A 25,350-nucleotide genomic window follows, 5' to 3' on the forward strand; every position below is an offset into this window, starting at 1 on the left:
AATTCTTAAACAGATAGAAACATGGTTTAAAGGTTTTAAACGAAATAGAAAGAGATAAAAAAGAAATTTATACACATAGCGATATGTTAGAAATTAAAGTTGAGAATTAAAAATTCAATAGCCACATAGCTATGTGAATTTAAATAAAGTGAAACATCTTATTTTAAGCTTTCAATAACTATGTTTCTATGTGTTTAAAAATATATGCAACAAAAAAAAAATAACAACATGAAAAATACCATCTTAAAATCAGGTTTTGCCGCTTTAGCGCTGATAACCACAATCGTTTCGTGCTCAAAAAAGGAAGGTTTTACAATCAACGGAACAATTGCCGGATTAGATAAGGGAACCGTTTATCTGGAAAATACAGATGAAAAAGGGAACAAACAAATTGTAGATTCTGCTCAGATAAAAGAGGGTACTTTTACCTTTGAAGGAAAAGTAAATGAGCCCTTATTGTATACCGTAAAATTGAAAGGTCAGGAATATGGCGCTTTTCTTTTATTAGATAACGAAGACATTAAAATTGAAGCTAAAAAAGACTCTGTTTTTAAAGCCAAAATTACCGGAGCGACTCAAAACGATATTTACCAGTCGTATTATAAAGATGAATTCAAAAAAATACAGGCCATTGCAGGACCTGTTTATAAATTATCTGATTCTTTGCAGCAAAACGGAAAAGTAAAATTAACGCCGGAACAGCAAACGATGATGGATAAAAAATGGAAAGATCTTCAGGCTTTCGCTGATGATCTGACAGATAAATATATTAAGAAAAATAAAGATAAAGTTGGTGCGGCTTTAGTAATCAGTGACCGAATCGTATCTTATGGAACACCACAACAAGTAAAAAAATATTACGGAATTTTATCTCCTGAAATTCAAAAATCAGTTTACGGAAAACAATTAAAAGCAACCATTGATCTTGACGATAAAACCGCTCCGGGTGCTGTAGCTTTAGATTTTTCTCAAACAGATGTAAACGGAAAAATCGTAAAATTATCGGATTATAAAGGAAAATATGTTTTGGTAGATTTCTGGGCAAGCTGGTGCGGACCCTGCCGTAAAGAAAATCCCAATGTTGTTTTGGCATACAAAACATATCACGATAAAGGATTTGATGTACTGGGAGTTTCACTAGATGATAAAAAGAAACTTTGGGAAAAAGCAATCGAAAAAGACGGATTAACCTGGACACACGTTTCGGATTTAAAAGGCTGGAAAAACGATGTTGCCGTTTTATACGGAGTAAAATTAGTACCAACCAATTACTTAATTGGACCTGATGGAAAAATTATTGCTAAAAACCTCAGAGAAGCTGAACTACAATCAAAATTGAAAGAAATTTTCAGTAAATCTTAAAAAAGTCTTCTAGTCTCAGTCTTCAGTCACAGTTTCGGCGCAAACTTTAAACTGCGGCTGAAAACTAAACAAAAATATCACAAAAAATGAAAAAACATCTCTTTCTGGGCTATTGCTCACTAGCTTTCTGTACGCTTGTTTCAGCGCAGAATAAATCAGTTAACTTTAAGAAAATAAAGGAATTAGGCGGAATTGAAGAGTATTTGTACCAGCCAAACGGTATGAATGTTTTGCTTTTGCAGGACAATGCCTCGCCGGTTGCAACGGTGCAAATTGTATATCGTGTAGGGTCTAAAAATGAAGTGTTAGGAAATACGGGATCAACACATCTTTTAGAGCACTTAATGTTTAAAGGAACTCCGGCTTTCAACAAGAAAAACGGAAACACGATTACAGATGTACTTCAAAATACAGGAGCACAATTAAACGCCACAACCTGGTACGATCGTACCAATTACTTCGAAACTTTGCCAAGCGATAAAATTGCATTGGCCCTTCAGATAGAAGCAGACAGAATGCGAAATTCTTTATTACTAAAAGAAGATAAAGAAGCTGAAATGACCGTGGTTCGTAATGAATTCGAACGTGGCGAAAACAATCCAAATAGTTTATTAGACAAAGAAATCTGGGCTTCGGCATATATTGCACATCCTTATCATCATTCGACAATTGGCTGGAAATCAGATATCGAAAAAGCCTCCATCGAAGTATTACGCAATTTTTATAATACCTATTATTGGCCCGATAATGCCACTTTGACTATTATTGGCGATTTCAGAAAAGAAAACGTATTCGCATTAATCGAGCAGTATTTCGGTAAAATTACCAAAGCGCCAAATGTAATGCCGCAGCCGTATACTGAAGAACCGCAACAATACGGACCTCGTAAAATTGTTATAAAAAAACCGGGAGAGCTGGGCGTGGTAAACAAAGCCTATAAAATACCCGGAGCATTACACGAAGACCTTCCAGCCTTAAATATTTTGGGCGAAATAATAGGTTCCGGTCCTTCAGCGATTTTAAGTAAAACTTTTGTAGACAGCCGTATGGGGATTTACGCTTATGCAAATGCTACGAATTTTAAAGAAGTGGGACTTTTTACAATTGGAGTTGGTTTTCCTGCCACTTCAAAGCACGAAGATATAGATGCTAAAATAAGCGAAGTTGTAGCAAAAATTCAGACAGAAGGCGTAACACAGGATGAGGTAAATCGTGTTGTAGCAAAAATTAGCGCACAAACTATCTTAGCACGGGATGGTTCAGGAGTTATTGCTTCAGAATTGACAGAAGCCATTGCAGCCGGAGACTGGACAGATTATATCACCGGAGTTGACAGATTAAAAAAAGTAACTCCTGCAGATGTTCTTAGAGTTGCAAAAAAGTATTTAGTCGAAGATCAAAGTACAACCGGATATTTTATCCCGAAAAAAACTGGTGCACAAAATCCGGAGACAACACAAGCGAGTAATTTTATGCCTGAAAACGGTCCATTTTATTACAGAGATGCCAACCACGAACATGATCACGAAAAAACGGTAAACAACATTTCACTGGTACAAACAAATAATGCTGCAGAAATAGCAGAAGAAAGTGTTAGCGAAAAAACACCTTCGGCTTATAAAAGAGAAAAAGCAGCAGGAATTGATGTCGTTTCAGTTAAAACTTCGGCTAGAGATTTTGTTACCGTTGCAGCAAGTATTTCCTTAGGGAATTATGCAAACGAAACAAAAAATGCTGCGATTCCATCATTAACAGTAGCCATGTTATCAAAAGGAACAACGCTGAATGACAAGTTTAAGTTTTCAGAAAAACTGCAAAAATTAGGCGTAAATTTAAATGTAAATGCATCGGTTTTTAAGATAAATGTTGGTTTTAAATGTTTGAAAAAAGATTTAGATCAGGTCATTACGTTATTGGCAGAAGAGTTAAGAAATCCATTATTTGATGCAAAAGAATTCGAAAATTTAAAGCAGCAATTTATAGGAAACACACAACAAAATTTAAATGATCCTGGCGAAAGAGGAAGCATTGCTTTGTCGCAGGCCATTTATCCAAAAGCAAATCCAAACTACAGTTTAAGTGTAGAAGATGGTATTGCAAATATCAAAAACGCCACTCTCGATGAGGTTAAAGCTTTCCACAAAAAATATTTTGGACCGGCGTCTATGCATTTAGTAATTGTAGGAGATACTGAAGGAGCAAATTTAAACGCATCTTTAAAAAAATCATTCAAAAACTGGAACGGTGGAGTAGTAGAAAACATGAAGTTTGAAGAAGCTGTAAAGTCATCATCTAAAACAAAGGTTATAACAATTCCCGAAAAACCAAGTGCCGAATTATTCATCGGACAATATACAGGTTTAAAAAGATCGGATGCTGATTATATTCCGTTTTACATTGCCAATTATACATTAGGCGCAGGTTTTGCCGGACGTTTAATGCAGACTGTTCGTGATAATGATGGATTAACATATAGTATTTCATCCGGAATGGGAGGTAATATCAGTACTGGAGGTTACTGGATGGTCAATGCATCTTTCAATCCGACTTTGTTTCAAAAAGGATTAGATGCTACCATGGTTCAGATCGATAAATGGGTCAAAGATGGCATCACTGCAGCAGAATTAGAAAATAAGAAAACCAATTTAATTGGAAGTTTTAAAGTTGGAATGTCAACCACAAACGGAATGACGAGAACAATTTTAAGCTTTGTTGAGAGAGGTTTAGAACCAGACTATATCGAACAATACCCCAAAGATATCGAAAAAGTGACTTTGCAAGAAGTTAACAGCGCCATCAAAAAATACATTGAGTTAGACAAACTGATTGTAATCAAATCGGGTTCATTAGACAAGGATGGTAAACCTTTGCAATAAAGTATTTCACTGGTAAAGACAACTTTGTCAAACCTTTAAACTTTGACAAAGTTCGTGCGACTGCGACTTCAACCTGAAACAAAAAAACAAATTTTAATAGTAGTCTTTCATTTTTTTCATATTAGAAACTGAATTAGTAAGCAATTTTCTAAGAAAGACCCGAAAAGAGCTGTTTGCCAACAGCTCTTTTTTTTAAATATCAAACCTAAATAACCAATGAAAAAATTACTAATAGCCTTTTTGTTACTGCTGAGCTGTAGCATATTCGGACAAATGTACAATCCGGTAAAATGGACAACAGCTGTCGAAAAAATATCAGATAAAGAATACATCCTAAAAGCCCAGGCAGTCATACAATCCGGCTGGCATTTGTACGGACAATATATCGAAGAAGGCGGACCTTCGCCAACCGCTTTTACATTTAAAAATGCGCAGAAAAAATTCGAATTAATCGGAAAAACAACCGAAGATAAAGGACATGAAACGGTTGATAAAATCTTCGATATGAAAATCAAGTATTTTGAAGAGAAAGCGGTTTTTACACAAAAGATAAAATTTACATCAGATGAAATTGTAAACGTCGCTGCCGAAGTCGAATTTATGGTTTGTGATGACAGTAATTGTTTACCGCCTTCATCAGAAGAATTATCGTTTAAAATTCCGAATGCTAAAAAGCAGGCTTTGGCCGAAGAAAAAGCGATTAGTAGTGAAGAAGATGCTGTGAAAATAACAGAAAAAACGATTGTTAAAGCAGACATAAAAGACGTAAATCAGCCCAAAAAGAATGAATCAAGAGGATTAGTAAGCATTTTTATAATTGCCTTTTTATCCGGATTTGCAGCTTTGTTAACGCCTTGTGTTTTCCCGATGATCCCAATGACAGTAAGCTATTTTACCAAACAAAGTAAAACCAAAGCCGCGGGAATCAGAAACGCTTTGATCTATGGATTTTCAATCATTATTATTTATGTTTTACTGGGGTCAATTGTAACGGCAGTTTTTGGTGCAGATTCCCTAAATGCACTTTCGACTAATGTTTGGTTCAATCTTATCTTTTTTATTTTATTAGTTGTTTTTGCAGTTTCATTTTTGGGAGCTTTCGAAATTATGTTACCCAATACGTTGGCAAATAAAGTCGATTCGCAAGCTGATAAAGGAGGATTAATTGGGATTTTCTTTATGGCTTTGGCTTTAGCTATAGTTTCTTTTTCTTGTACGGGTCCAATTGTTGGGACATTGTTAGTAGAAGCAGCTTCAAAAGGAGGTGTCGCGCCAATTGTTGGAATGTTAGGATTTTCTATTGCCATTGCTTTGCCTTTTTCATTATTTGCGGCATTTCCGGGATGGCTTAATGCGTTGCCAAAATCTGGTGGATGGCTCAATACCGTAAAAGTAGTCCTGGGCTTTTTAGAATTGGCTTTAGCCTTTAAATTCTTATCTAATGCTGATTTGGTTTTGCAGCTGCACTGGCTGGAAAGAGAGGTTTTTCTAACCATCTGGATTGCCGTTTTCGGAACTTTAGCTTTTTATTTGTTCGGAAAAATTACCTTGCCACACGATTCGCCATTAAACCATATTTCAGTTGGAAGATTGGGTTTTGGACTAATCGTTTTATCTTTTACAATCTACCTTATTCCGGGACTTTGGGGTGCGCCTTTAAAATTAATCAGCGGATTTGCGCCACCCATGCAGTATAGCGAATCGCCGGACGGATTTGGTGCTGCTAAAGGTTCAGGAGAAACAAAATCAATTTTACCCGAAGGAGCAGAGTTGGGCCCGCAAAACATCATCACTTTTCACGATTATAATAAAGGAATGGAGTTTGCTAAAAAAGCAGGAAAGCCGGTTTTATTAGACTTTACAGGTTATGCCTGTGTGAATTGCAGAAAAATGGAAGAGCTCGTTTGGTCAGATCCGAAAGTTCTGGGAGTCTTAAAAAATGAGCTTGTTTTGATTTCATTGTATGTGGATGATAAAAAAGAATTGCCGGAGAACGAACAATATGTTTCTGAAACTACAGGAAAAAAGATCAAAACGATTGGGAACAAATGGAGCGATTTGCAAATTAAAACCTACAAAGCAAACGCGCAGCCTTTTTATGTAATTGTAGATCACAGCAGCGCCAATTTAGCAGAACCTTCAGCCTATAATCCGGATATAGAGAATTATTACAATTGGCTAAATGCAGGAATTAAAAACTTCAAAAAATAAGTTTTCTTTAAAAGAGATAAAAGAATGAATGCTATTTTAAACAAAACAGAAATAAGTATATTGGAATCTTATTTTTCTAAATTCAGACAAAATACAATTGGCGTTGATCATACTTTCGAATCGGCTTACGGGAGACAAAAGATGCTGTATGCCGATTGGATTGCCAGCGGAAGATTGTATTTCCCAATAGAAGATATTATGCTGAATAAAATTGGTCCGATGATTGCCAATACGCACTCTTTTTCGAGTGAAACCGGAAAAGCTTCGACTTATGCGTATCAACATGCAAGAGATCGAATCAAAAAGCATGTAAACGCTAATACGCAAGATTGTCTGGTAGCTACAGGAAACGGAATGACAGCTGCTTTATCGAAATTACAGCGTATGATGGGACTTCGCTCACAGGATAATATTTACAATGTAAAATTGCAATTTGATGAGGACAGACCTGTCGTTTTCATCACACATATGGAACATCATTCTAATCAGGTTCCATGGTATGAAACCATTGCTGATGTGGTTGTTTTACCTGGAGATGAAAATAATCTGGTTGATCCTGAAATATTATCCAAAGAAATTAAAAAGTACGCGAACAGAACCCTGAAAATTGGTTCGTTTACAGCCTGTTCTAATGTTACAGGAATCATTACGCCATATCACGAACTGGCCAAAATCATGCATCAAAACGGAGGTTTTTGTTTTGTTGATTTTGCAGCTTCAGCACCTTATGTTCCAATCGATATGCATCCCGAAAATCCTGAAGAGCAACTGGACGCGATATTTTTTTCTCCACATAAATTTCTTGGTGGTCCTGGAACGTGCGGAATTTTGATTTTTAATGAAAAACTATATCAGTCAAATTTTCCGGATAATCCGGGTGGCGGTAACGTAAAATGCACCAATCCCTGGGGAGGATATCATTACAGTGATGCTATAGAAGTTAAGGAAGATGGCGGAACTCCTGGATTTCTGCAAGTGATACGTACCGCGCTTTGTCTGGAGCTAAAGGAACAGATGGGTACTGAAAACATAAAAAACAGAGAAAAAGAATTGCTGGATCTTTGCTATTCGAAACTTCAGGAAGTAGAAGGACTTTCTGTTTTAGGGGATTTAGATACAGAACGCATTGGCTGTGTTTCTCTGGTAATTAAAGACATTCATTACAATTTAATTGTCCGGCTTTTAAACGACCGATTCGGAATTCAGGTTCGTGGCGGCTGGTCTTGCGCCAGTACGTATGCGCATTATTTATTTGATATTGATGAAGAAGAATCTGCAGAAATGACAAAACAGCTTCTTCGGAAAAATTTAAGCAATAAACCAGGTTGGGTTCGTATTTCTTTACATCCGACGATGACTAATGAAGAAGTATTGTTTATTTGTGATGCTTTACAAAAGGTTCGTTTTAACTATAAACAATGGCAGGAATTTTATAAATATAATCCAATAAATAATGAGTTCGAGAGTATCGTAAATCAAGAAACCATTGCTCAGGATGTTCAACAATGGTTTTCTTTGAAATAAGGTGTACTAAAAATTAATAAAGCCTGAAAATCTCCGGATTTTCAGGCTTTACAAAATTAAATAAGATTAAAAAGTGAATGTAATTGATGCTATTTCACCGCTTACCAGAATTTAACATACAAAGCCACAATAATCAATAATGTAATTACGATTAAAACGGTTGTTTGCGGTTTAACTTTGAACATTCCCGGTTCTGTTTCAAATGCTTTTGGATTTACTTTAGGTCCTGCAAAACTCATCAGGATCATCACTAACATGGTAAAGAAAAATGATAAGCCCATACAAATATGAAAAGGGATTTCATAAGCTCCTTTTCCGTTAGGATACGCTGTGTACAATAAAGTTTCGTTTCCGAATATAGCCGGTGCATATTCATTAAACAATACAGAAAGAACAAAACCTAAAATTACACCCACAATTGCTGCCGCACCGGTGGTTCTTTTCCAGAACATACCAAGGAAGAACATGGCGAAAACTCCGGGGCTAATAAATCCGGTGTATTTTTGGATGTAAGTAAATCCGCCAACTCCGCCAATTCCCAGAATATCATTCCATGTAAATAGAACTGCTAAAAGCATGGCAGCAAAAACGGCAATTCTGCCAATGTTTACCTGTTGTTTTTCACCAGCATCTTTCTGGATGTATTTTTTATGAATATCTAATGTGTAAATAGTCGAGATACTGTTTACTTTTCCGGCCAATGAAGCCACAATAGCAGCCGTTAAAGCAGCAACAGAAAGTCCCTTTAATCCGGTTGGCAAGAACGTCAATACAGCAGAATATGCTCCGTCTTTTCCTCCAACCAATTGCGGTAAATGACCATTTTGATATAAAACGTAAGCCGCGATTCCAGGTAACATTACAATTAACGGCATTAGTAATTTTAGAATACCTGCAAACAAAATACCGGTACGGGCCGTTTGCAAATCTGCTCCCAATGCTCTTTGAGTAATGTATTGATTACAGCCCCAATAGTTTAAGTTGATGATCCAGATACCGGCAACATAAGACATCAGACCAGGGAAAGTCAAATATTTATCGATTTCAAGCTGAGAAGATGTTGCAGTTGGTTTTGGGATAATCATTTTAAAATGCTCCGGAGCTTCTCTCATTAAAACTTTGAAACCGGCAATGGCATTTTCTCCAACGCCAAAATACTGACCAACGGTTGTTAAGGCGATATAAGAAGTCACCAAGCCCCCAATGATCAAAACAGCGACCTGAATAACATCAGTATACGCCACCACTTTCATACCTCCAAGAGAGATAAATAAAGCAAACACAGCCAGTCCAACCATAATCAAGTGAAGGTATTCTCCTCCGGCCAAACCATTAATAGCCACTGCTCCAAGGTATAAAATAGAAGTTAAGTTGACAAATACGTATAAAAACAACCAGAAAACCGCCATGATTAAAGCAGTCGATTCGTTGTAACGTGTTTTTAGGAATTGTGGCATCGTATAAATCTTATTTTTAAGATATACCGGAATAAACCAAACGGCTACGATGATAAGGGCAACAGCCGCAAGCCATTCGTAAGCGGCAACGGCGATCCCTAAAAAGAAACCTTCACCACTCATTCCGATGAATTGTTCAGCCGAAATATTGGATGCTATTAAAGAAGCTCCAATAGCCCACCAGGTTAAGTTTCCTTCGGCCAAAAAGTAAGCCTTAGCATCTTGTTCGTCTTGTTTACGTTTGCTGTAAACAGTATAGCCGTAGACCGAAACTACGATGAAATAAATAATAAAAACCGCATAATCTGCGAAAGCGAGGTTTTGGTTCATTTTAAAAATATAAAGGTTAGTAAAGTTTCATGGTTCAGAACGGATCACAAACTATTTCTCAAGTAACAAGGGTTTTCCGGTAATATTCACGCGTCCTGTTTGAATATCGGCAGAACCGTCAGGCAGTTTTCCTCCAACTGAAATAGTAAACCATCCCGGTTCGACAATACGTTGGCCTTTTTTGTTTATTAAAGATAATTGTCTAGGACTAATTGTAAAACGAACTGTTTTTGTCTCGCCTTTTTTAAGATTAATGCGTTCGAAACCTTCTAATTGACAAATTGGCCGGGGAGTAGAGGCTTTTTCATCTTTCAGATATAATTCGACAACTTCATCTCCGTCCCGATCTCCGGTATTTGTGACATCAACAGCGACTACAAGGTCTTTTTCAGCAGTTGTGTTTGCCGGTACCTGTAAGTTGCTGTACTTGAAAGTCGTGTAGCTCAAACCAAATCCAAATGGATAAAGCGGTTTTTTCTCAAAATAACGATAGGTACGGCCTTTCATATCATAATTTTCGAAATCCGGAAGCTGATCTACTGATTTATAATAAGTAACCGGTAATCGTCCTGCGGGATTGTAGTCACCAAAAAGTACATCGGCAATGGCATTTCCGCCTTGCTGTCCCGGATATCCGGCAGTTAAAATAGCAGGAACATTATCGTTTGCCCAGTTTATAGAAAGCGCGCTTCCGTTTATTAAAACTAAAATCACAGGTTTTCCTGTTGCACTCATTGCTTTTATTAATTCTTCCTGATTGGCTGGTAAGTTAAGGCTGGTGCGGTCTCCACCTTCAAAACCATCTGCTTCTACTTTCATTTCTTCACCCTCCAGGCGCTCATTTAAACCTAATACCAAAATTATGGCATCTGCCTGATTAGCTGTTTCAATCGCTTTTTTCAATACGTTTTCTTGTGGTTCCGCCCATAAAAGCTGTGCAATAGCATCACCGTAAAAGTTTTGGTATTTAGCTTCGATTTTGTATTTTCTTCCTGCTTCTAATTCAATTTTCTGATGGCGAATTCGCGGACTGTGATTGTTTTTTCCTCCGGAAGTTTTTCCTGTTTCAATTTCGATTGTCATAAACGGTTTCGACCATTCGGTAATGTTGTAGATACCCGTTTTCGGAACCGTGATATAACCAGTCCATCTTACACTGTAATTCCCCATTTTCATGCGGGGATCCGGAGTATTAATATCCCAGTGAAAGTCTATATTGTCATCATTACGAACAAAAAGCGGTTCACCTTCCCATTTGCTATTGTTAAAATATTCTCCGGTTAAACCTTGTGTTCCGTTTGTGTTTTCAAAGTAAACAGACGGGATAACCTTCATTTCGGGAACACCTAAAGCAAGATCAGTTCCTTTTGCGTACAATACTTTGGCAGTAGGCTCAATTTTGTTCTGAATGCCTTTTAATACGGTAATCGGATTGCTTGGAATACCGCTGTAATTGCCCCATAAAGACTGTATATCATTGGCATTTGGCCCGATCACGGCAACTGTTTTTATGTTTTTAGAAAGAGGTAAAATATTGTTCTGGTTTTTTAGTAAAACAATACTTTTTTGAGAAGCGGTTCGGGCAAGCCAGTCGTTGGCGGAGTTATTGTTTACTGAATACGGAATTTGTGCATAAGGCACGATCTCGTCCGGATCGAACATTCCGAGTTTAAAACGCGCTGTAAACAAACGTTTTATTGTAACATCAATATCAGCTTCGGTAAGCAATTTGCGATCGAGTGCTTCTTTTAGTGATTTATAACTGCTTCCGCATTCCAGATCCAAACCTTCTTTTACTGCCAGCGCCGAAGCTGAGGCCGCATCATTTGTGATTTTATGATATTTCCAGATATCCGTTACCGCACCACAGTCAGACACGATATATCCTTTAAATCCCCAGTCCTTTCTAAGAATATTGAATAAAAAGGGACTTGCACTGCACGATTCACCCCTAAAACGGTTATAAGCTCCCATTACAGAGTAAACACTGCCTTCTTTTACCAAAGTTCGAAAAGCAGGAAGATACGTTTCATAAAGATCAATATCACTCACGTTAACATCGAATTGATGGCGTGAAGGTTCGGGGCCAGAGTGAACGGCAAAATGTTTGGCAGTAGCAATTACTTTAAAGTATTTTTTATCAGTTCCCTGAAGTCCTTTCACGTAATTGAGGCCCAGTTGGCTGGTCAGGAAAGGATCTTCGCCATAAGTTTCGTGCCCGCGTCCCCAGCGCGGATCACGAAAGATATTGATATTGGGAGACCAGAATGTCAATCCCTCATACATACCGTGTTGTCCGCGTCTTAAATATTCATGATGTTTGGCGCGCGCTTCGTCAGAAATAGCAGTTGCAACATCAAAAATTAATTGACGGTCCCACGATGATGCAATTGAAATAGATTGCGGAAAAACGGTTGCAAACCCTGCGCGGGCAACACCATGCAGCGATTCGTTCCACCAGTTATATTCCGGTACACCCAACCTTTCGATGGCGGGTGAAGAATCCATTAACTGACTTATTTTTTCATTCACGGTCATTCTTGATACAAGATCATCAACACGCTGCTCAATTGGTAAATTTGGATTCTTGAATGCGAAGTTCTCTTGTGCAAAAGTGTTTAATGCAAGGAAGTGGAGCATAAACACAAGTTTGTATACTTTTTTCATTGAATTATTAGGATGGTTTTTGGTTGATATAGTTAATAGTTTTTTTATTGGATTTTAATCACAATTTGAAATTACAAAATTATAGGTTTACATTTCCCAGCTGAGTATTAATTGCTATTTAAAGGGTGCTGTAAAGCTCAGTAATAATTTTATGAATTTTTATCAGAAAAACAAAGGAGACAAATAGCTATTTAATAGAGGGTATTTTGCTAATTACGGGTTGTATTTTAGGTTAGGAAAAGAAATTTGATATTTTTGTGATTTCCGCTAAAAAAATAAATTTAAGATGTTGAAAAATAATACGATTGTAGTTTTATTTTGTTTGATGTGCGCCTGGTGTACCGCTCAGCCAAGTGGGCTTCTTACTCATTTTTCGAATGACGGTAAGCTTAACCAATCAAGGGTTTTGGGTATTCAACAAGATAAAAAAGGATTTATCTGGCTGGGAACTTTCAACGGATTGATTCGGTATGATGGGAATACTTTTCGAAAATTTAAAGTAGAACAAAGCGTTCCGTTAAATATACAATCCAATCGTGTCTCTAAATTTAAGTTTGATAACAGCGAGAGAATTTGGATTCAATCTGAAAAAAATGACATTTATTATTTCGATACAAAAGAGTTAAAATTTCATACTCCGATAGAAGACAATGCTGCCAATCATACTTTTGATCATTTCAAAATTATGCCATCCGGAAGAACATGGCTATTTCCTGAAAGCAAAAACTACATGATCGCTTTTGAGAAAGACAAACAAATACGACGCATTAATTTTGATTCAGCCAAACACTTTGGAAAAATCACAGATGTCTTAGAGGATAAATCCGGAACAACCTGGTTCTTGACAGAGGCTGGTATATGCCGATTAAAAAAGCCAGGCAAGATACCAGAGTCTTTCTTTTCGAATTTAGCAGGACAAGCCGGAAAGTCTAATTCGTTCAATTTTGCTGAAGAGACCACGGATGATCTTTGGTTTGGAGGAGACAAGGGAAGATTTATTCGATACAATAAAAAGTCAAGTACTTTTTTCGACTTAGATTTAGGTATCAAGGACGACATTTTACTCGTAAATGCGGCAGTCAATAACAAAGTGTTGATAGTTACAAAAGGTAAAGGTTTCTGTCTGTATGATATAAAGACAGGTAAACTGGATCATTATAACAGTACAACATTGCCGGGTGTGCCTAATGAAAGCATTAATTTTTTAGGATTAACCAATTCGCGGCAATTTTGGTTTGACACGCCAGCTTCAGGGGTATTTCAGTTTGACCTGCTTACCAGAAAATTAAAACGTTTAGAAGTTGATTCAAGCAATCCTGCCACAACGGGAGGTAAACAAAAAAGTTTTCTGTTGACCTCGCCAAATGGAGCCGTCTGGATTCAGTCTAATAAAGGTGCATTTGCTTATTGGGACGAAAAAGAGAACAAATTGGTTTCGATAATGCGATGTATTAAGGAATATAAAGAGACGGTGTCTGATGTGATGCATACGGCGATGTTTGATAAATTAGGCAATCTTTGGTTTTGTTCTTATAAGCAAGGATTAGATTTAATCACCTTTAACAACAGTAATTTTTTATCCTTAAAATTATCATCAGTTGATAATAAAAAGCATAATGTGCGAAGTCTGATGGAAGACAATAAGAGAAATCTCTGGGTCGCCTGTCGGGATGAAAAAATTGAACTGTTTGATGCTCAAAAAAGAAAAATAGGTTTCTTAGGATCAGACGGTACTTTGTCTGAGGACAGTCCGGGATGGGGATCGGATATTTATAGTATGATGCAGGATTTTCAGGGAAGGATCTGGATCGGAACACGCGGAAATGGTGTTTTTTGCCTCACTCCCAAGCAGGCTTCTTTCAGCTTTGCCGTCGAACATTATAAATATGATAAAAACGATAAGTACAGCATTAGTTCAGATGATATCTATAAAATTTTTCAGGCATCAAATGGTCAGATTTATGTAGCGAGTTGGGGAGGCGGTATCAATCTGGTACGTCAGTCAAATAATCAAACCAAGTTTGTCAGTTATAGAAACGAACTGAAAAATTATCCTATTGGAAGCGCTGATAAAGTGCGTTCCATAGTTGAAACTAAAGATCATAAAATCTTTTTTATCTCTTCTTATAAATTGTTTGCTTTTTCTAATGGAAATAAACCGGCAGATAAGCTGCAGTTTAAGGAATATTTTCAGGCTTCCGGAAATGATATTTTGGATATCATTGTTACCTCTGATAATCGTTTAGCATTGTCTACTAACGGTAAAGGATTGATTCTGGTTGATATAGACAAACAAGATCGGGTAAAGGTAAAATCGTTTTGGAGCGATAATTTTGGATTTCCATTAGATGGTGTTGTGGGGATGCAGGAGGATAAGTTTGGAAAAATATGGCTCATGGGAGACAATCAAATAGTGAGGTTTGATCCTAAATATAATAGCTGTGAAACTTTCCCTGAATTAAAGTCGATTATTGGAACCGAGATATTTTCAGAAGCAACAAAATGCAGGTTGGCAACAGGCGAAATTGTCTCGGGTTATTCAGACGGAGTTATTTATTTTAAACCGGAAGCAATCAAACCTTTCCTGTTTAAACCCTATCTGGCGATCTCCGGATTTTTAGTAAATAACAAAGAGTTATTTGAGATCAATCCCGATACACCAAAAAATACAGATCTCCTAAAAGAAGTTACACTGCAACACGATCAGAATTTTTTTAGGGTTCAGTTTTCTGCTTTAGATTACATCAGGACTGAAAATATAGTATATCGCTATAAATTAGAAGGTATTGACAAAGAATGGAATTATCTTAAAGCAGGTCAGTCTATTAATTATACAAATGTGGGCAGAGGGACTTATACTCTTTTAGTATCTTCTACAAATGGGCACAATTTATGGCTGGATAATGAGAGACAGATAAAAATTACCGTACGGCCTTCAATCTGGGGAACCTATTTTGCCTATTTCTGTTATTTACTGATCGCTATAGGTTTGTTTTTATTGGTTAAACGTGCAGTTTATACCATTTTGAAACTGCGTAATGATGTAAAGATTCAAAAAGAGGTGAGTGAACTAAAATTAAACTTTTTCACTGATATTTCGCATGAAATCCGTACGCCGCTCACCATGATTACAGCGCCTCTTGAAGTAATGCTTACAGATGATCATATAGACGATTCAGTTAAATCCCAGCTTCGTGTTATCGAAAAGTACAGTAATAAGTTACTGAATCTGGTCAATCAGATTTTAGATCTGAGAAGAATGCAGGACAGGAAATTAGAAGTAAGCGAAATTGATTTGGGGGAATTTGTATCTGAAGTATGCGAAAATTTTACTGAAACGAGCCTTCAGCGAAATATACAACTGAAAGTAACTATTTGCGAAACCAAACCGCATATTTGGGCCGATCCGGATAGTCTTGATAAGATTTTGGTCAATCTGCTTTCAAATGCTTTTAAATACTGCAAAAAAGGTAATACGATCGAAGTCAGTGTAGAAGAAGTTGAAAATAATGTCTGTTTAAAAGTGAGTGATAATGGCCCCGGGATTAATGCTGTTGTTCAGAAAAAGCTGTTTGTTCGTTTTTCAAACTACAATGAAAATCCTTTTAATCCAAGTACCGGAATCGGTCTTTCGATTGTAAAGGATTCTGTTGAAAAACACGGTGCCGAAATTTCACTTGAAACGGCATTAGGGAAAGGAAGCACTTTTAAAATTTGTTTTCCAAAAGGATACAGTCATTTTTCTAATGATGTAGATATATTGTTTGAGGAAGCAGAGGAACATTTTGCCGATGATGAATTAATAACAGAAGACCACGCAGAAGCAGAGATAAGAGAAAAACCTATTGGTCTGATAGTCGAAGATGATCAGGAATTAAGAAAATTTATCGTTTCTGTTTTAGAAAATGACTATACCATTTATGTCGCAGAGAATGGGGTGGAAGGCCATGAAAAAGCAGCGGATTTATCGCCTGATTTTGTAATCAGCGATATTATGATGCCTGAATTAGATGGTATAGAAATGCTTAAAATCATTCGGAATAACTTTGCAATTAGTCACGTTCCTGTGATTTTACTGAGTGCAAAAACAGCAATTGAAAGTAAATTAGAAGGAATGGAATATGGCGCTGATGATTATATTACCAAACCCTTTAATGTGAGTTTTTTAAAAGCAAGAGTAAAGAACGTTTTAGAACAGCGCCTTCGTCTGCAGCGTTTGTATTCTGCCGGAAGTATTGCTGAAATTGCTGAAGAGAAACCATTACAGATTTCAAACAAAGATAATAAATTCATGCTGCAGGTAATTGAATTAGTAAAGGAAAACATATCAAAGTCAGATTTTTCTGTTGATGAATTAGGGAAATTAATGTGCATGTCGCGCGCCAGTTTTTTCAACAAACTCAAAAGCATTACAGGAGTTTCTCCGGTGGTATTTATTCGGGATATGCGACTGAATGCCGCTGCCGAACTTCTTAAAAATGACGATTTACTAATAAAAGAAATTTGTTTTGAAGTTGGGTTTAATGATTTAAAATATTTCGGAAAATGCTTTAGGGCAAAATACAATTATACTCCCGTAGAATACCGTAAACAATTTCGTTAGGAATGATAATGATATTTATTAAAAAATAAACTTTATAGCTGTACCTCGTTACTTTTTAGTAACGAGGTTTTTTTTTGAAAAAAGATATTGATTGGCCTATTAGGTTTAAACTTTGAACCCTGTTGTGATATGCTTTTTTATTTGGGAATATTTTTTTGCATTTTATAAAAAATACTTCTGTTAATTGCTAAATAGTTAGTTTTTAGGGTGTGATTAGCGATTTAACCCTTTCTGAAAAGCAATATTTACCCCAATTTGAGATTAGCTATGTATAGTTTTGCTTCATAATAATAACTAACTAACCTTAAACCAAAATTATGAACCAAACCAAAACCGCCATTCAATTATCACCACCATCGGCTATAGGCATCAGGACCTATAGCACACATCAAAAGGTAAATATTTTTCATTTTTAAATTTTAGATGATATGAAAGTGATTAATAAACTAATACTTGGAGCAGGGCTGCTGTTTTTTATGCTGACTTCCTGTTCTAATGACGATTTCAAATATGAAAGTTCCACCGTAAAATCATTAGATTTTCAATTAAATGGTGAGCCATGGAACCTGAATGTGGGTATATCGACCAGACCTTTGTTTGTCTATAAAGACAATGGAAATTATGTTGCAAACTATAGTTCGCTTTATCGTTTTTCGTTAGATGACGGTAAATACAAATTTGTAGCAACTGATTATCCGGAGCAGATGATTCTTTCTCCAACCAATCTAAATGACCTGATTGTTACGCAGCCGGCATTGGCAAACCAACATGTAAACTTATCTGATGCGATGCCTTATGGGTCTCCTTTTGAAGAGGCACTGACCCTGAACATTATTACCAGAACAGGAATACTGCGTTTAAAATCAGTAGATATTACAGCTGATAAAAGTTATTCGACAATTAAAACTACTGTGTCTATAAAACGAAGCGGTTATAAAGTTGCTGACGGAACCTATGTAAAAGAAGACATGTTTGTTACCAGAAGCAAAGCAACAGCTAACGGAGGAATTAACTATACAGATGATTTTATTTTATTTCAGACAGGTGAAGAATCTAATAACGTTCGTGTTAAAATAGAGTGTTTAGATCAAAATATGCAGGTTGTAAAAACAAAGCAACTGGAAGGAGCATTTGCAATTGAGGCGAATAAAGTCACAAGTGCTGATTTTCTTTTAAATGAGATGTAATCCATCTGCCTTAATAAAAATACTCAGAACAATTTAATAAAATAAAATTAGCAGTCCTCACAGAGATGTTACTAATGCAATACAGCTAAGATGATAAAAATCGTTGCTGAAACTTTTTGCGTACACGTACAATGCCTAAGAGCCTGCTTATCCATAAAAAAATAGTCTAGTTATGAAGATAAAAAAATATATCTGGAGCATTTTAGCCTTCTTGTTTTTAACATTTAGTGCTTATGCTCAGAAACGTATAACCGTGACCGGTTCAGTAAGAGATAACATGGGACTGATTCCCGGCGCGACCATTATGGTAAAGAATGAAAAAACAAATACTGTTACCGATTTTGACGGTAAATTCAGTATTGCTGTTACCGATCCCGAGACAGCAGTCTTAATAGTCAAATTTATCGGACTGACAGATGAAACGGTATCTTTAAAAGGCCGTACATCAGGTATTACGATACAAATGAAAGAATCCAACAGCGAATTAAACGAGGTTGTGATAATTGGTTACGGTACACAAAAACGTAAAAACCTGACAGGTTCTATTGCCAGTATCAAAGGAACAGAATTGGCAAAAGTACCTACTGCATCCGTTGCAGAAGCTTTAGTAGGGAGATTACCCGGAGTTCAGGTGACAACTGCAGATGGTTCTCCGGGATCAGAAGTAATGATCAGAATTCGTGGTGGAGGATCTATCACCGAAGATAACTCGCCCTTAATCTTAGTGGATGGTTTTGAAGTAGCCAACTTAAATGATATTCCGCCAACAGATATCGAATCTGTAGAAGTTTTAAAAGATGCTGCATCAACAGCCGTTTATGGTGCCCGTGGTGCTAATGGAGTAATTTTGGTTACTACAAAAACGCCCAAATCAGGAAAAGTTTCAGTAAACATTCATAATTATACACAAATTAAAACGCTGGCCAATCATCTGGATGTGATGGATCCGTATGAATTTGTTATGATGCAATATGAATACGAACGTCAGCGTAATTCCAATCCAACTGCTTTTTATAATAATTACGGGCGTGCAAATGAACTATACATTTATAAAGGCAACAAAGGAACGGACTGGCAAAATGAAATTTTTGGAAGTAACCCAATTACAAGATATACCGATATCAATGTAAACGGAGGTGGTGATAAAACGAAATTTAAATTCACGTTTGTCAATCAGGATCAGCCGGGAGTATTAGTAGGAACAGGGATGCGTCAGAACTATCTGTACTTAATTTTAAATTCAAAACTGACAGATAATCTTACTTTCGAATACCAAACCCGTTTAACCAATCAAACCATTGACGGTTCCGGTACAGAAGGAGTGAGTTTGCTCAGAGCGCTGCGCGAAGCACCAACATCAGGATTAGAAGAATATATGACCTTGCCGGGTGATAATACCTATTTTGATCCGGAAGATTATGAAACACGCGTTCGTTTCAACCCACTAGAAGAAGCAGCAAAAAATTATCGTAAACGTACTACCCGAACTTTTAATAATACCGGAGCATTAACCTGGACCATCAGAAAAGGACTGACTCTGCGTTCTTCATACGGTTACGAATACAAGTATAGTGAAGACGGCCGTTACTGGGGTACTGACACAAGAATAGCGACAGAAAACAAAAATATGCCGGTAGTCTATTGGGCAATGACTGAGTCTCCCCGCTGGCAATTAAACAACGTATTAAATTATGGTTTTAAAGTAAAAGACCGCCACGATTTTCAATTGATGGTAGGTCAGGAAATGAAGGATCAGGAAAGTTCCACTAAATTTTATCGTACCCGTTATTTTCCGGAAGAGATATCAGGCCAAAAGGCATTAGATAACCTGGCTTTAGGAACTCCTTTTGATAACGGCTCACTGGCAGGTTCTCCAAACAGAATATCTTCCTTTTTCGGACGTGTCAATTATGGTTATGACGATCGATATCTTTTTACGTTTACCGTTCGTACAGATGGTTCGACAAAGTTTGGACCTGAAAACAGATGGGGAGTATTTCCTGCAGGAGCTTTTGCCTGGAGAGCTTCCAACGAAAGTTTCCTGAAAGACAGTAAAATTATTTCGAACCTAAAATTTCGTGTGAGTTACGGAGCCTCCGGTAATGACAGAATTAGTGGTGATTTATATGCGAAATATTATGGCGTTTCAAGAGACCGGTCTGTAGGATGGGGCGAAGAGAACCATTATTACTATAATTTCTACAATGACAAATACCTAAACAATCCAAATGTAAAATGGGAAACGACTTATACAGCCAACTTAGGTTTAGATTTTGGTTTCTTTAAAGAGCGTATCTCCGGAAGTCTTGATTTGTACCACAATAAAGTAAAAGATTTATTAGTACCCTCTGATATTGCGTCAGTATCCGGTTTTACAAAAATGATGACCAACGTTGGACAGACTTCTAATAAAGGGATCGAATTTGCAATCAATGCCAATGTGATAAAGAAAAGGGATTTTCAGGTTGATTTGAATTTTAATATCGGACACAACGAAAATAAAATCGACAAACTATCGAGCGGAGAAAAAGAATGGATTTTGAGTTCTGGCTGGGCAGGAACACAATTGTTAAATGATGACGATTACCGTGCTTATGTGGGTAGCACAAAAGGTTTGATTTATGGTTTTGTAAACGATGGTTTTTATACCATGAATGATTTCGATTCTTTTGATCCGGTGGCAAGAACCTGGAAACTAAAAGAAGGAGTTGCCAACTCCAAAAATCTTTCAGGCGATCCGCGTCCGGGAAATGCCAAATTCAAAAAATTAACTCCTGTTGATCCGTCAGATCCAAATTCGAATGTAATTGGCGATAAAGACAGAAAAGTTATCGGGAATACGAATCCGGATTTCTCCGGAGGATTTGGTCTGAATGCAGTTTGGAAAAACTTTGATTTGTCTGCGTTTTTCAATTTTATGTATGGTTTTGATGTCTACAATGCCAATAAAATCATGATGACTTCGTGGTTCCAAAACACACAAAATAATTTAGGAATGGAAGTGGGTCTGGACAATCGCTGGAGAAATTTTGATGATATGGGTAATGACCTTCGCTATTCGCCGGAAATGCTGGCAAAGCAAAATGAAAATGCGACCATGTGGAATCCAACCAGTATCGGACGTCCTATTGCGATGTCGTATGCAATCGAAGACGGTTCTTTTATCAGGTTGAATAATCTTAGTATCGGGTATACAATACCCAAACAAAACAGTGCAAAAATAGGATTCAGCAGAGTAAGATTATACGCTACAGGAAGTAACCTGTTTATTTGGACCAACTATTCCGGATATGATCCTGAAGTAAATCTGGAAACAGGGTTAACTCCAAATATTGATTACAATTCTTATCCAAGAACACGCAATTACGCTTTTGGAATGCAGCTATCATTTTAATTAAACGAATTAAATCACATAACGATGAACAAAAAAATAATATTTAGTTTTCTGTTAATTTTCACGCTGAGTTTTACAGCCTGTGAAGATTATCTGGATGTACAGCCTGCAACAGGTTTTACCGAAGCAGAAGTTTTTAAATCAGAAAAAGACATACAATCTGCACTTGCCGGAGTGTATACGCTTATGCTGACAGAAGATGCCTATTCTAATCGTCTTGCTTTTGTTTTTAATATGAATACGGATGTAGAAATGTCCGGTGTTTCGACCAATACAGTAAACGGAAACGGGTCAGATATTGCCTGTTACGATCCAAAACCTTACTGGACCACCTTAAATTCTACCTGGAGCGCCATGTATAAAATTATCAATACAGCAAATGATGTCATTCAGGGAATTGAAAATTCTGATTTGTATAAAGCAGACAATAAATCGCAAGCTTCTAATGTAATGCAAATGTATGGTGAAGCAAAAACACTTCGTGCGATGGTTTATTTAGACATGATTCGTATTTGGGGTGATGTTGTTTTCCGTACAAAATCTTCCACCGGAGACGAGAATTTTGCCGTTGGAGTGACCGATAGAAATACCATTCTTGAATTTTTAATAGACGATTTGAAGTCCGTTGAGCCTTTAATGAAAAATGCCAGCGACTTAGATTATGGAGTAGAACGCGCTTCAAGAAGTTTTAACCAAAGTTTAATTGGTTTATTGGCACTTACACGCGGAGGATGGACATTACGTCCTGATGAAAGCAATCCTGCAAGCAAAGGACATATGGAAAGAGGTAAAAATCATGAGCTGTATTATGATATTGCGATTCAATATTTAGACAAAGTAATTCAGGGCAGACAACACGATTTAAAACTCAGTTTCAAAGATTTCTGGGTAAAGCAAAACAACTGGGAAACACCGGTTACTGATGACGTTATTTTCTCACTGCCAATGTTAAAAAACTCTTCAGGCGAGTACGGTTATTTTGTTGGGATTCCAATTGTCGAAGGAAATCATCCCTACGGAAGCGCATCAGGAAACCTGAGTTTATGCGGCGAATATATGTACACATTTGATAACAAAGATTTAAGAAGAGATATTACATGCGCACCAGTTTCCTATGATCAAAACCTGAATCAGGTAATCCGTCTGGATTTAGCACGTCTGGCAGTAGGAAAATGGTCGAAATTGTATATGAACGATCCATTAGGAAGCACCAGTTCTAAAGGAACAGGTATCAATTATTCCTGGATGCGATTTGCTGATGTTTTACTCATGTATGCTGAGGCTGTAAACGAACGTTTTGGTCCGCGTGAAGATGCTAAGGAATGTCTAAGACGTGTGCGCCGCAGAGCTTTTGCTGAGGCAAACTGGCCGGATAAAGTAGATAATTATGTACAGTCAAAAGCGTCACCTGACTTATTCTTTAAAGCAATAATGGATGAACGCAAATGGGAATTTGGCGGCGAAAGCAAACGTAAATTCGATTTGGCCCGATGGAATAAATTCAGTGAAGTTATCTACAATCAGTATTATAAATTATTCAACTGGGGACGTGTTGCAAATGGTGCCTATGTTGCGGGATTAGATCAGGTTCCCGGAAGTATTTATTATAAAAATATTCCGGATCCAATAAACTCAGGCAGGACTATTTTAGACATAAAAGGGATCGATGAGATTCTGCAGGCGCGTCCGGCCGGATATACAGAACTTCCCTTTGCCGTAAGCTGGTATTCATTAAACAATGAAACGGCAAGTTACGAACCAAAAAATGATATCAAGTGGAGTTTTAGAGGTTTTATAAACTATACCAATGCTTCATCAGTATCTCCAAACGATCCACTGCGTTATTTATGTCCTTATCCTTCAAAGGTAATTACAGATCATCGCGGAGCCATTCAAAATTTTTATGGTTTTAATTTTTAATAGAATATAATATGAAAAATTTTAGAACATTAATTTATATTTTATCATTTATAGGCTTAATTGTCTTTGGAGAAATGCTAAAATCCTGCACTAACGATGAGTTTCGTTACAAAGCCGTTGAAGATTTATTTCAGCCCAAATTTGTACTTACGGCTCCTTTAGTAAAAAGTAATTCTATTGCTGTAGTGTGGTACAAAGTAAATGAAGCTGATTCTTATACCGTAGAACTGCATTTGGATAATTATTATAAAAGCTTTTATAAATCCTATACGATTACGGATACGCAAATTTTGATGGATGACATTCCTTATAAAACACAGTTTTATATAAGAGTAAGGTCAAATCACGTAAATGGTTCTCATAATTCGCAATGGTCCTATACAAATGCGCTGACAGAAGACAGACCGGCATTTGATCCTATTTTGCAGCCGGTAGTAAAAGTAAATATTACGGAAACAGAGGTAACAGTAAACTGGCTGGTTTCGACAAAAAATCCGGTAGACAGTATTTCTGTAGAGCCTGCTCAGTCTTTAACGATTCCTGCAGTAGGACGCAAGCTAACTGCTGATGAAATTAGCAAAGGTGAAGCAACAGTTACGGGTTTAGAAAAAAACACATTGTACAATTTAAATATTTACGATACCAGTAAACCAAGACGTTATGATAAACCTTATAATCAGGTTTCTTTCCGTTCTGCCGGTCCATCTGCTTCGACTATTATTGTAACAAAAGGAATGGATTTAGATGCATTACTGCGAACCAATAATGATGACCCAACAATTCCGGAAGGAACAGAATATTTCCTTGAAGCAGGTTCATTATTTAAAATTACGCCGTTTACAATATCAAAAGGATTTAAACTAACCGGAGGAACGCAGGGAGAACGCCCTCAGATTGAAATGAACGGAAACTGGAATATTGCCGAAGGATCGTATTTGTCTTCTCTGGCTTTCGAAAACATTCGTTTCTATCAAACCATTGATGCTGGGTATTTCTTCAATAGCGGTACCGCATGGAAAGTAGATGAAATTACATTCTACAACTGTGTTTTCAATTATTTCAAACGAGGATTCTGGAGACATCAGGGGAACGGAAAATACAAAGAAATCGGAAACCTTGATATGAGCTATTGCACCTTTGATCAGGTTGGAGGACACACAGGGCCTTACGGTACATTTGCTTTTGGTTCTGCCGGAGCCGATAATGTAAAAAAAGCAGTTTTCTCTAATTGTACTTTTATGAGAGATTACTATCAGACGACAGATAAAAATCGAAACTTTAAAAACCTGTTCGATTACGGTACATCAGCATATCCAATTCATTTGGAGTATCAAAATATTACAATTTATGACTATGCCTATAACAGGTCATTAATAAATATTCCATCAGCTGTAGGATCAACTTTAATCTTCAAAAATGTATTGTTAGCATCTGCGACAGGTAAAGTTATTCAGGCAATTGCGGCAAATACGCCAACTACATTTGGCAATAATTACACCACAACAGATTATCTGCTTGGTGCCGCTGCTATACAGGGAACTGATTTGGGTATTAGCGCACAAAGTTTATTTGTAGATCCCGCAAACGGAAATTTAATGATTAAAGATTCGAATTCTCCAATTGTTACCAACAAAGTAGGAGATACCAGATGGCTCCCATAAGTTTTGTTAATTAAGTAAGTGGTTTCAGTACTAAGGAAGTATCCTTGTGGTTAGGGATACTTCTATGTACTGTTCATACTTAATGAAAAGAAAGTAAAATTTCAAAATAGTAAGGATTTTTAATTCCGAAGTGTTTTGAATCAGTGAATTATATCAAA

The 25,350-nt window shown here is 36.9% G+C and carries 11 protein-coding genes; 9 read left to right on the plus strand and 2 right to left on the minus strand.

Annotation, left to right across the window (positions count from 1 at the left end; genetic code table 11):
* Window positions 1-228 precede the first annotated feature (228 nt).
* The 4 genes from B0A67_RS22200 to B0A67_RS22215 all read left to right on the plus strand — a co-directional run bounded on the left by B0A67_RS22200 (window position 229) and on the right by B0A67_RS22215 (window position 7,973).
* A complete protein-coding gene (locus B0A67_RS22200; RefSeq protein ID WP_207557376.1) occupies window positions 229-1,362 on the plus strand; it encodes a TlpA disulfide reductase family protein in 1,134 nt (377 codons plus the stop codon).
* An 86-nt stretch (window positions 1,363-1,448) separates the two neighbouring features.
* On the plus strand, window positions 1,449-4,238 hold the full coding sequence (locus B0A67_RS22205; protein ID WP_072964595.1) for a M16 family metallopeptidase: 2,790 nt from the start codon (window positions 1,449-1,451) through the stop codon (window positions 4,236-4,238).
* Window positions 4,239-4,454: 216 nt separating this feature from the next.
* Window positions 4,455-6,449: a protein-disulfide reductase DsbD family protein gene (locus B0A67_RS22210; protein ID WP_072964596.1), complete on the plus strand. Its 1,995-nt coding sequence runs from the start codon at window positions 4,455-4,457 to the stop codon at window positions 6,447-6,449.
* Between the two features lie 24 nt (window positions 6,450-6,473).
* Window positions 6,474-7,973, plus strand: coding sequence for an aminotransferase class V-fold PLP-dependent enzyme (locus tag B0A67_RS22215; RefSeq protein WP_072964597.1), 1,500 nt, complete (start codon window positions 6,474-6,476; stop codon window positions 7,971-7,973).
* A 101-nt stretch (window positions 7,974-8,074) separates the two neighbouring features.
* On the opposite strand, the gene B0A67_RS22220 is transcribed toward B0A67_RS22215, so the two are convergent.
* Entirely contained in the window at window positions 8,075-9,760 is a 1,686-nt protein-coding gene (locus tag B0A67_RS22220; RefSeq protein ID WP_072964598.1) for a sodium/sugar symporter, read from the minus strand.
* A gap of 51 nt (window positions 9,761-9,811) precedes the next feature.
* Window positions 9,812-12,400, minus strand: a complete 2,589-nt coding sequence (locus B0A67_RS22225; protein ID WP_242671006.1) for a beta-glucosidase — start codon at window positions 12,398-12,400, stop codon at window positions 9,812-9,814.
* 313 nt (window positions 12,401-12,713) lie between these two features.
* On the opposite strand from B0A67_RS22225, the gene B0A67_RS22230 reads away from it, so the two are divergent.
* The 5 genes from B0A67_RS22230 to B0A67_RS22250 all read left to right on the plus strand — a co-directional run bounded on the left by B0A67_RS22230 (window position 12,714) and on the right by B0A67_RS22250 (window position 25,192).
* Window positions 12,714-17,030 (plus strand): hybrid sensor histidine kinase/response regulator transcription factor, encoded by a 4,317-nt coding sequence (locus B0A67_RS22230; RefSeq protein WP_072964600.1) that lies wholly within the window; start codon window positions 12,714-12,716, stop codon window positions 17,028-17,030.
* A gap of 428 nt (window positions 17,031-17,458) precedes the next feature.
* Entirely contained in the window at window positions 17,459-18,217 is a 759-nt protein-coding gene (locus tag B0A67_RS22235) for a hypothetical protein (protein WP_072964601.1), read from the plus strand.
* 172 nt (window positions 18,218-18,389) lie between these two features.
* Window positions 18,390-21,611 (plus strand): SusC/RagA family TonB-linked outer membrane protein, encoded by a 3,222-nt coding sequence (locus tag B0A67_RS22240; protein WP_084074642.1) that lies wholly within the window; start codon window positions 18,390-18,392, stop codon window positions 21,609-21,611.
* A gap of 24 nt (window positions 21,612-21,635) precedes the next feature.
* The gene (locus B0A67_RS22245) at window positions 21,636-23,531 is read left to right on the plus strand and encodes a RagB/SusD family nutrient uptake outer membrane protein (RefSeq protein WP_072964602.1); all 1,896 of its coding nucleotides are present in this window, start codon (window positions 21,636-21,638) and stop codon (window positions 23,529-23,531) included.
* Window positions 23,532-23,542: 11 nt separating this feature from the next.
* Window positions 23,543-25,192, plus strand: coding sequence for a DUF5123 domain-containing protein (locus B0A67_RS22250; protein WP_072964603.1), 1,650 nt, complete (start codon window positions 23,543-23,545; stop codon window positions 25,190-25,192).
* The last annotated feature ends 158 nt before the right edge of the window (window positions 25,193-25,350 follow it).

This window comes from Flavobacterium aquidurense (assembly GCF_002217195.1).
Taxonomy (GTDB): Bacteria; Bacteroidota; Bacteroidia; order Flavobacteriales; family Flavobacteriaceae; genus Flavobacterium; species Flavobacterium frigidimaris.

Coding starts and splice junctions, on each gene's coding strand:
- B0A67_RS22200 (WP_207557376.1), top strand. CDS start 229: ATGAAAAATACCATCTTAAAATCAGGTTTTGCCGCTTTAGCGCTGATA.
- B0A67_RS22205 (WP_072964595.1), top strand. CDS start 1,449: ATGAAAAAACATCTCTTTCTGGGCTATTGCTCACTAGCTTTCTGTACG.
- B0A67_RS22210 (WP_072964596.1), top strand. CDS start 4,455: ATGAAAAAATTACTAATAGCCTTTTTGTTACTGCTGAGCTGTAGCATA.
- B0A67_RS22215 (WP_072964597.1), top strand. CDS start 6,474: ATGAATGCTATTTTAAACAAAACAGAAATAAGTATATTGGAATCTTAT.
- B0A67_RS22220 (WP_072964598.1), bottom strand. CDS start 9,760: ATGAACCAAAACCTCGCTTTCGCAGATTATGCGGTTTTTATTATTTAT.
- B0A67_RS22225 (WP_242671006.1), bottom strand. CDS start 12,400: ATGCTCCACTTCCTTGCATTAAACACTTTTGCACAAGAGAACTTCGCA.
- B0A67_RS22230 (WP_072964600.1), top strand. CDS start 12,714: ATGTTGAAAAATAATACGATTGTAGTTTTATTTTGTTTGATGTGCGCC.
- B0A67_RS22235 (WP_072964601.1), top strand. CDS start 17,459: ATGAAAGTGATTAATAAACTAATACTTGGAGCAGGGCTGCTGTTTTTT.
- B0A67_RS22240 (WP_084074642.1), top strand. CDS start 18,390: ATGAAGATAAAAAAATATATCTGGAGCATTTTAGCCTTCTTGTTTTTA.
- B0A67_RS22245 (WP_072964602.1), top strand. CDS start 21,636: ATGAACAAAAAAATAATATTTAGTTTTCTGTTAATTTTCACGCTGAGT.
- B0A67_RS22250 (WP_072964603.1), top strand. CDS start 23,543: ATGAAAAATTTTAGAACATTAATTTATATTTTATCATTTATAGGCTTA.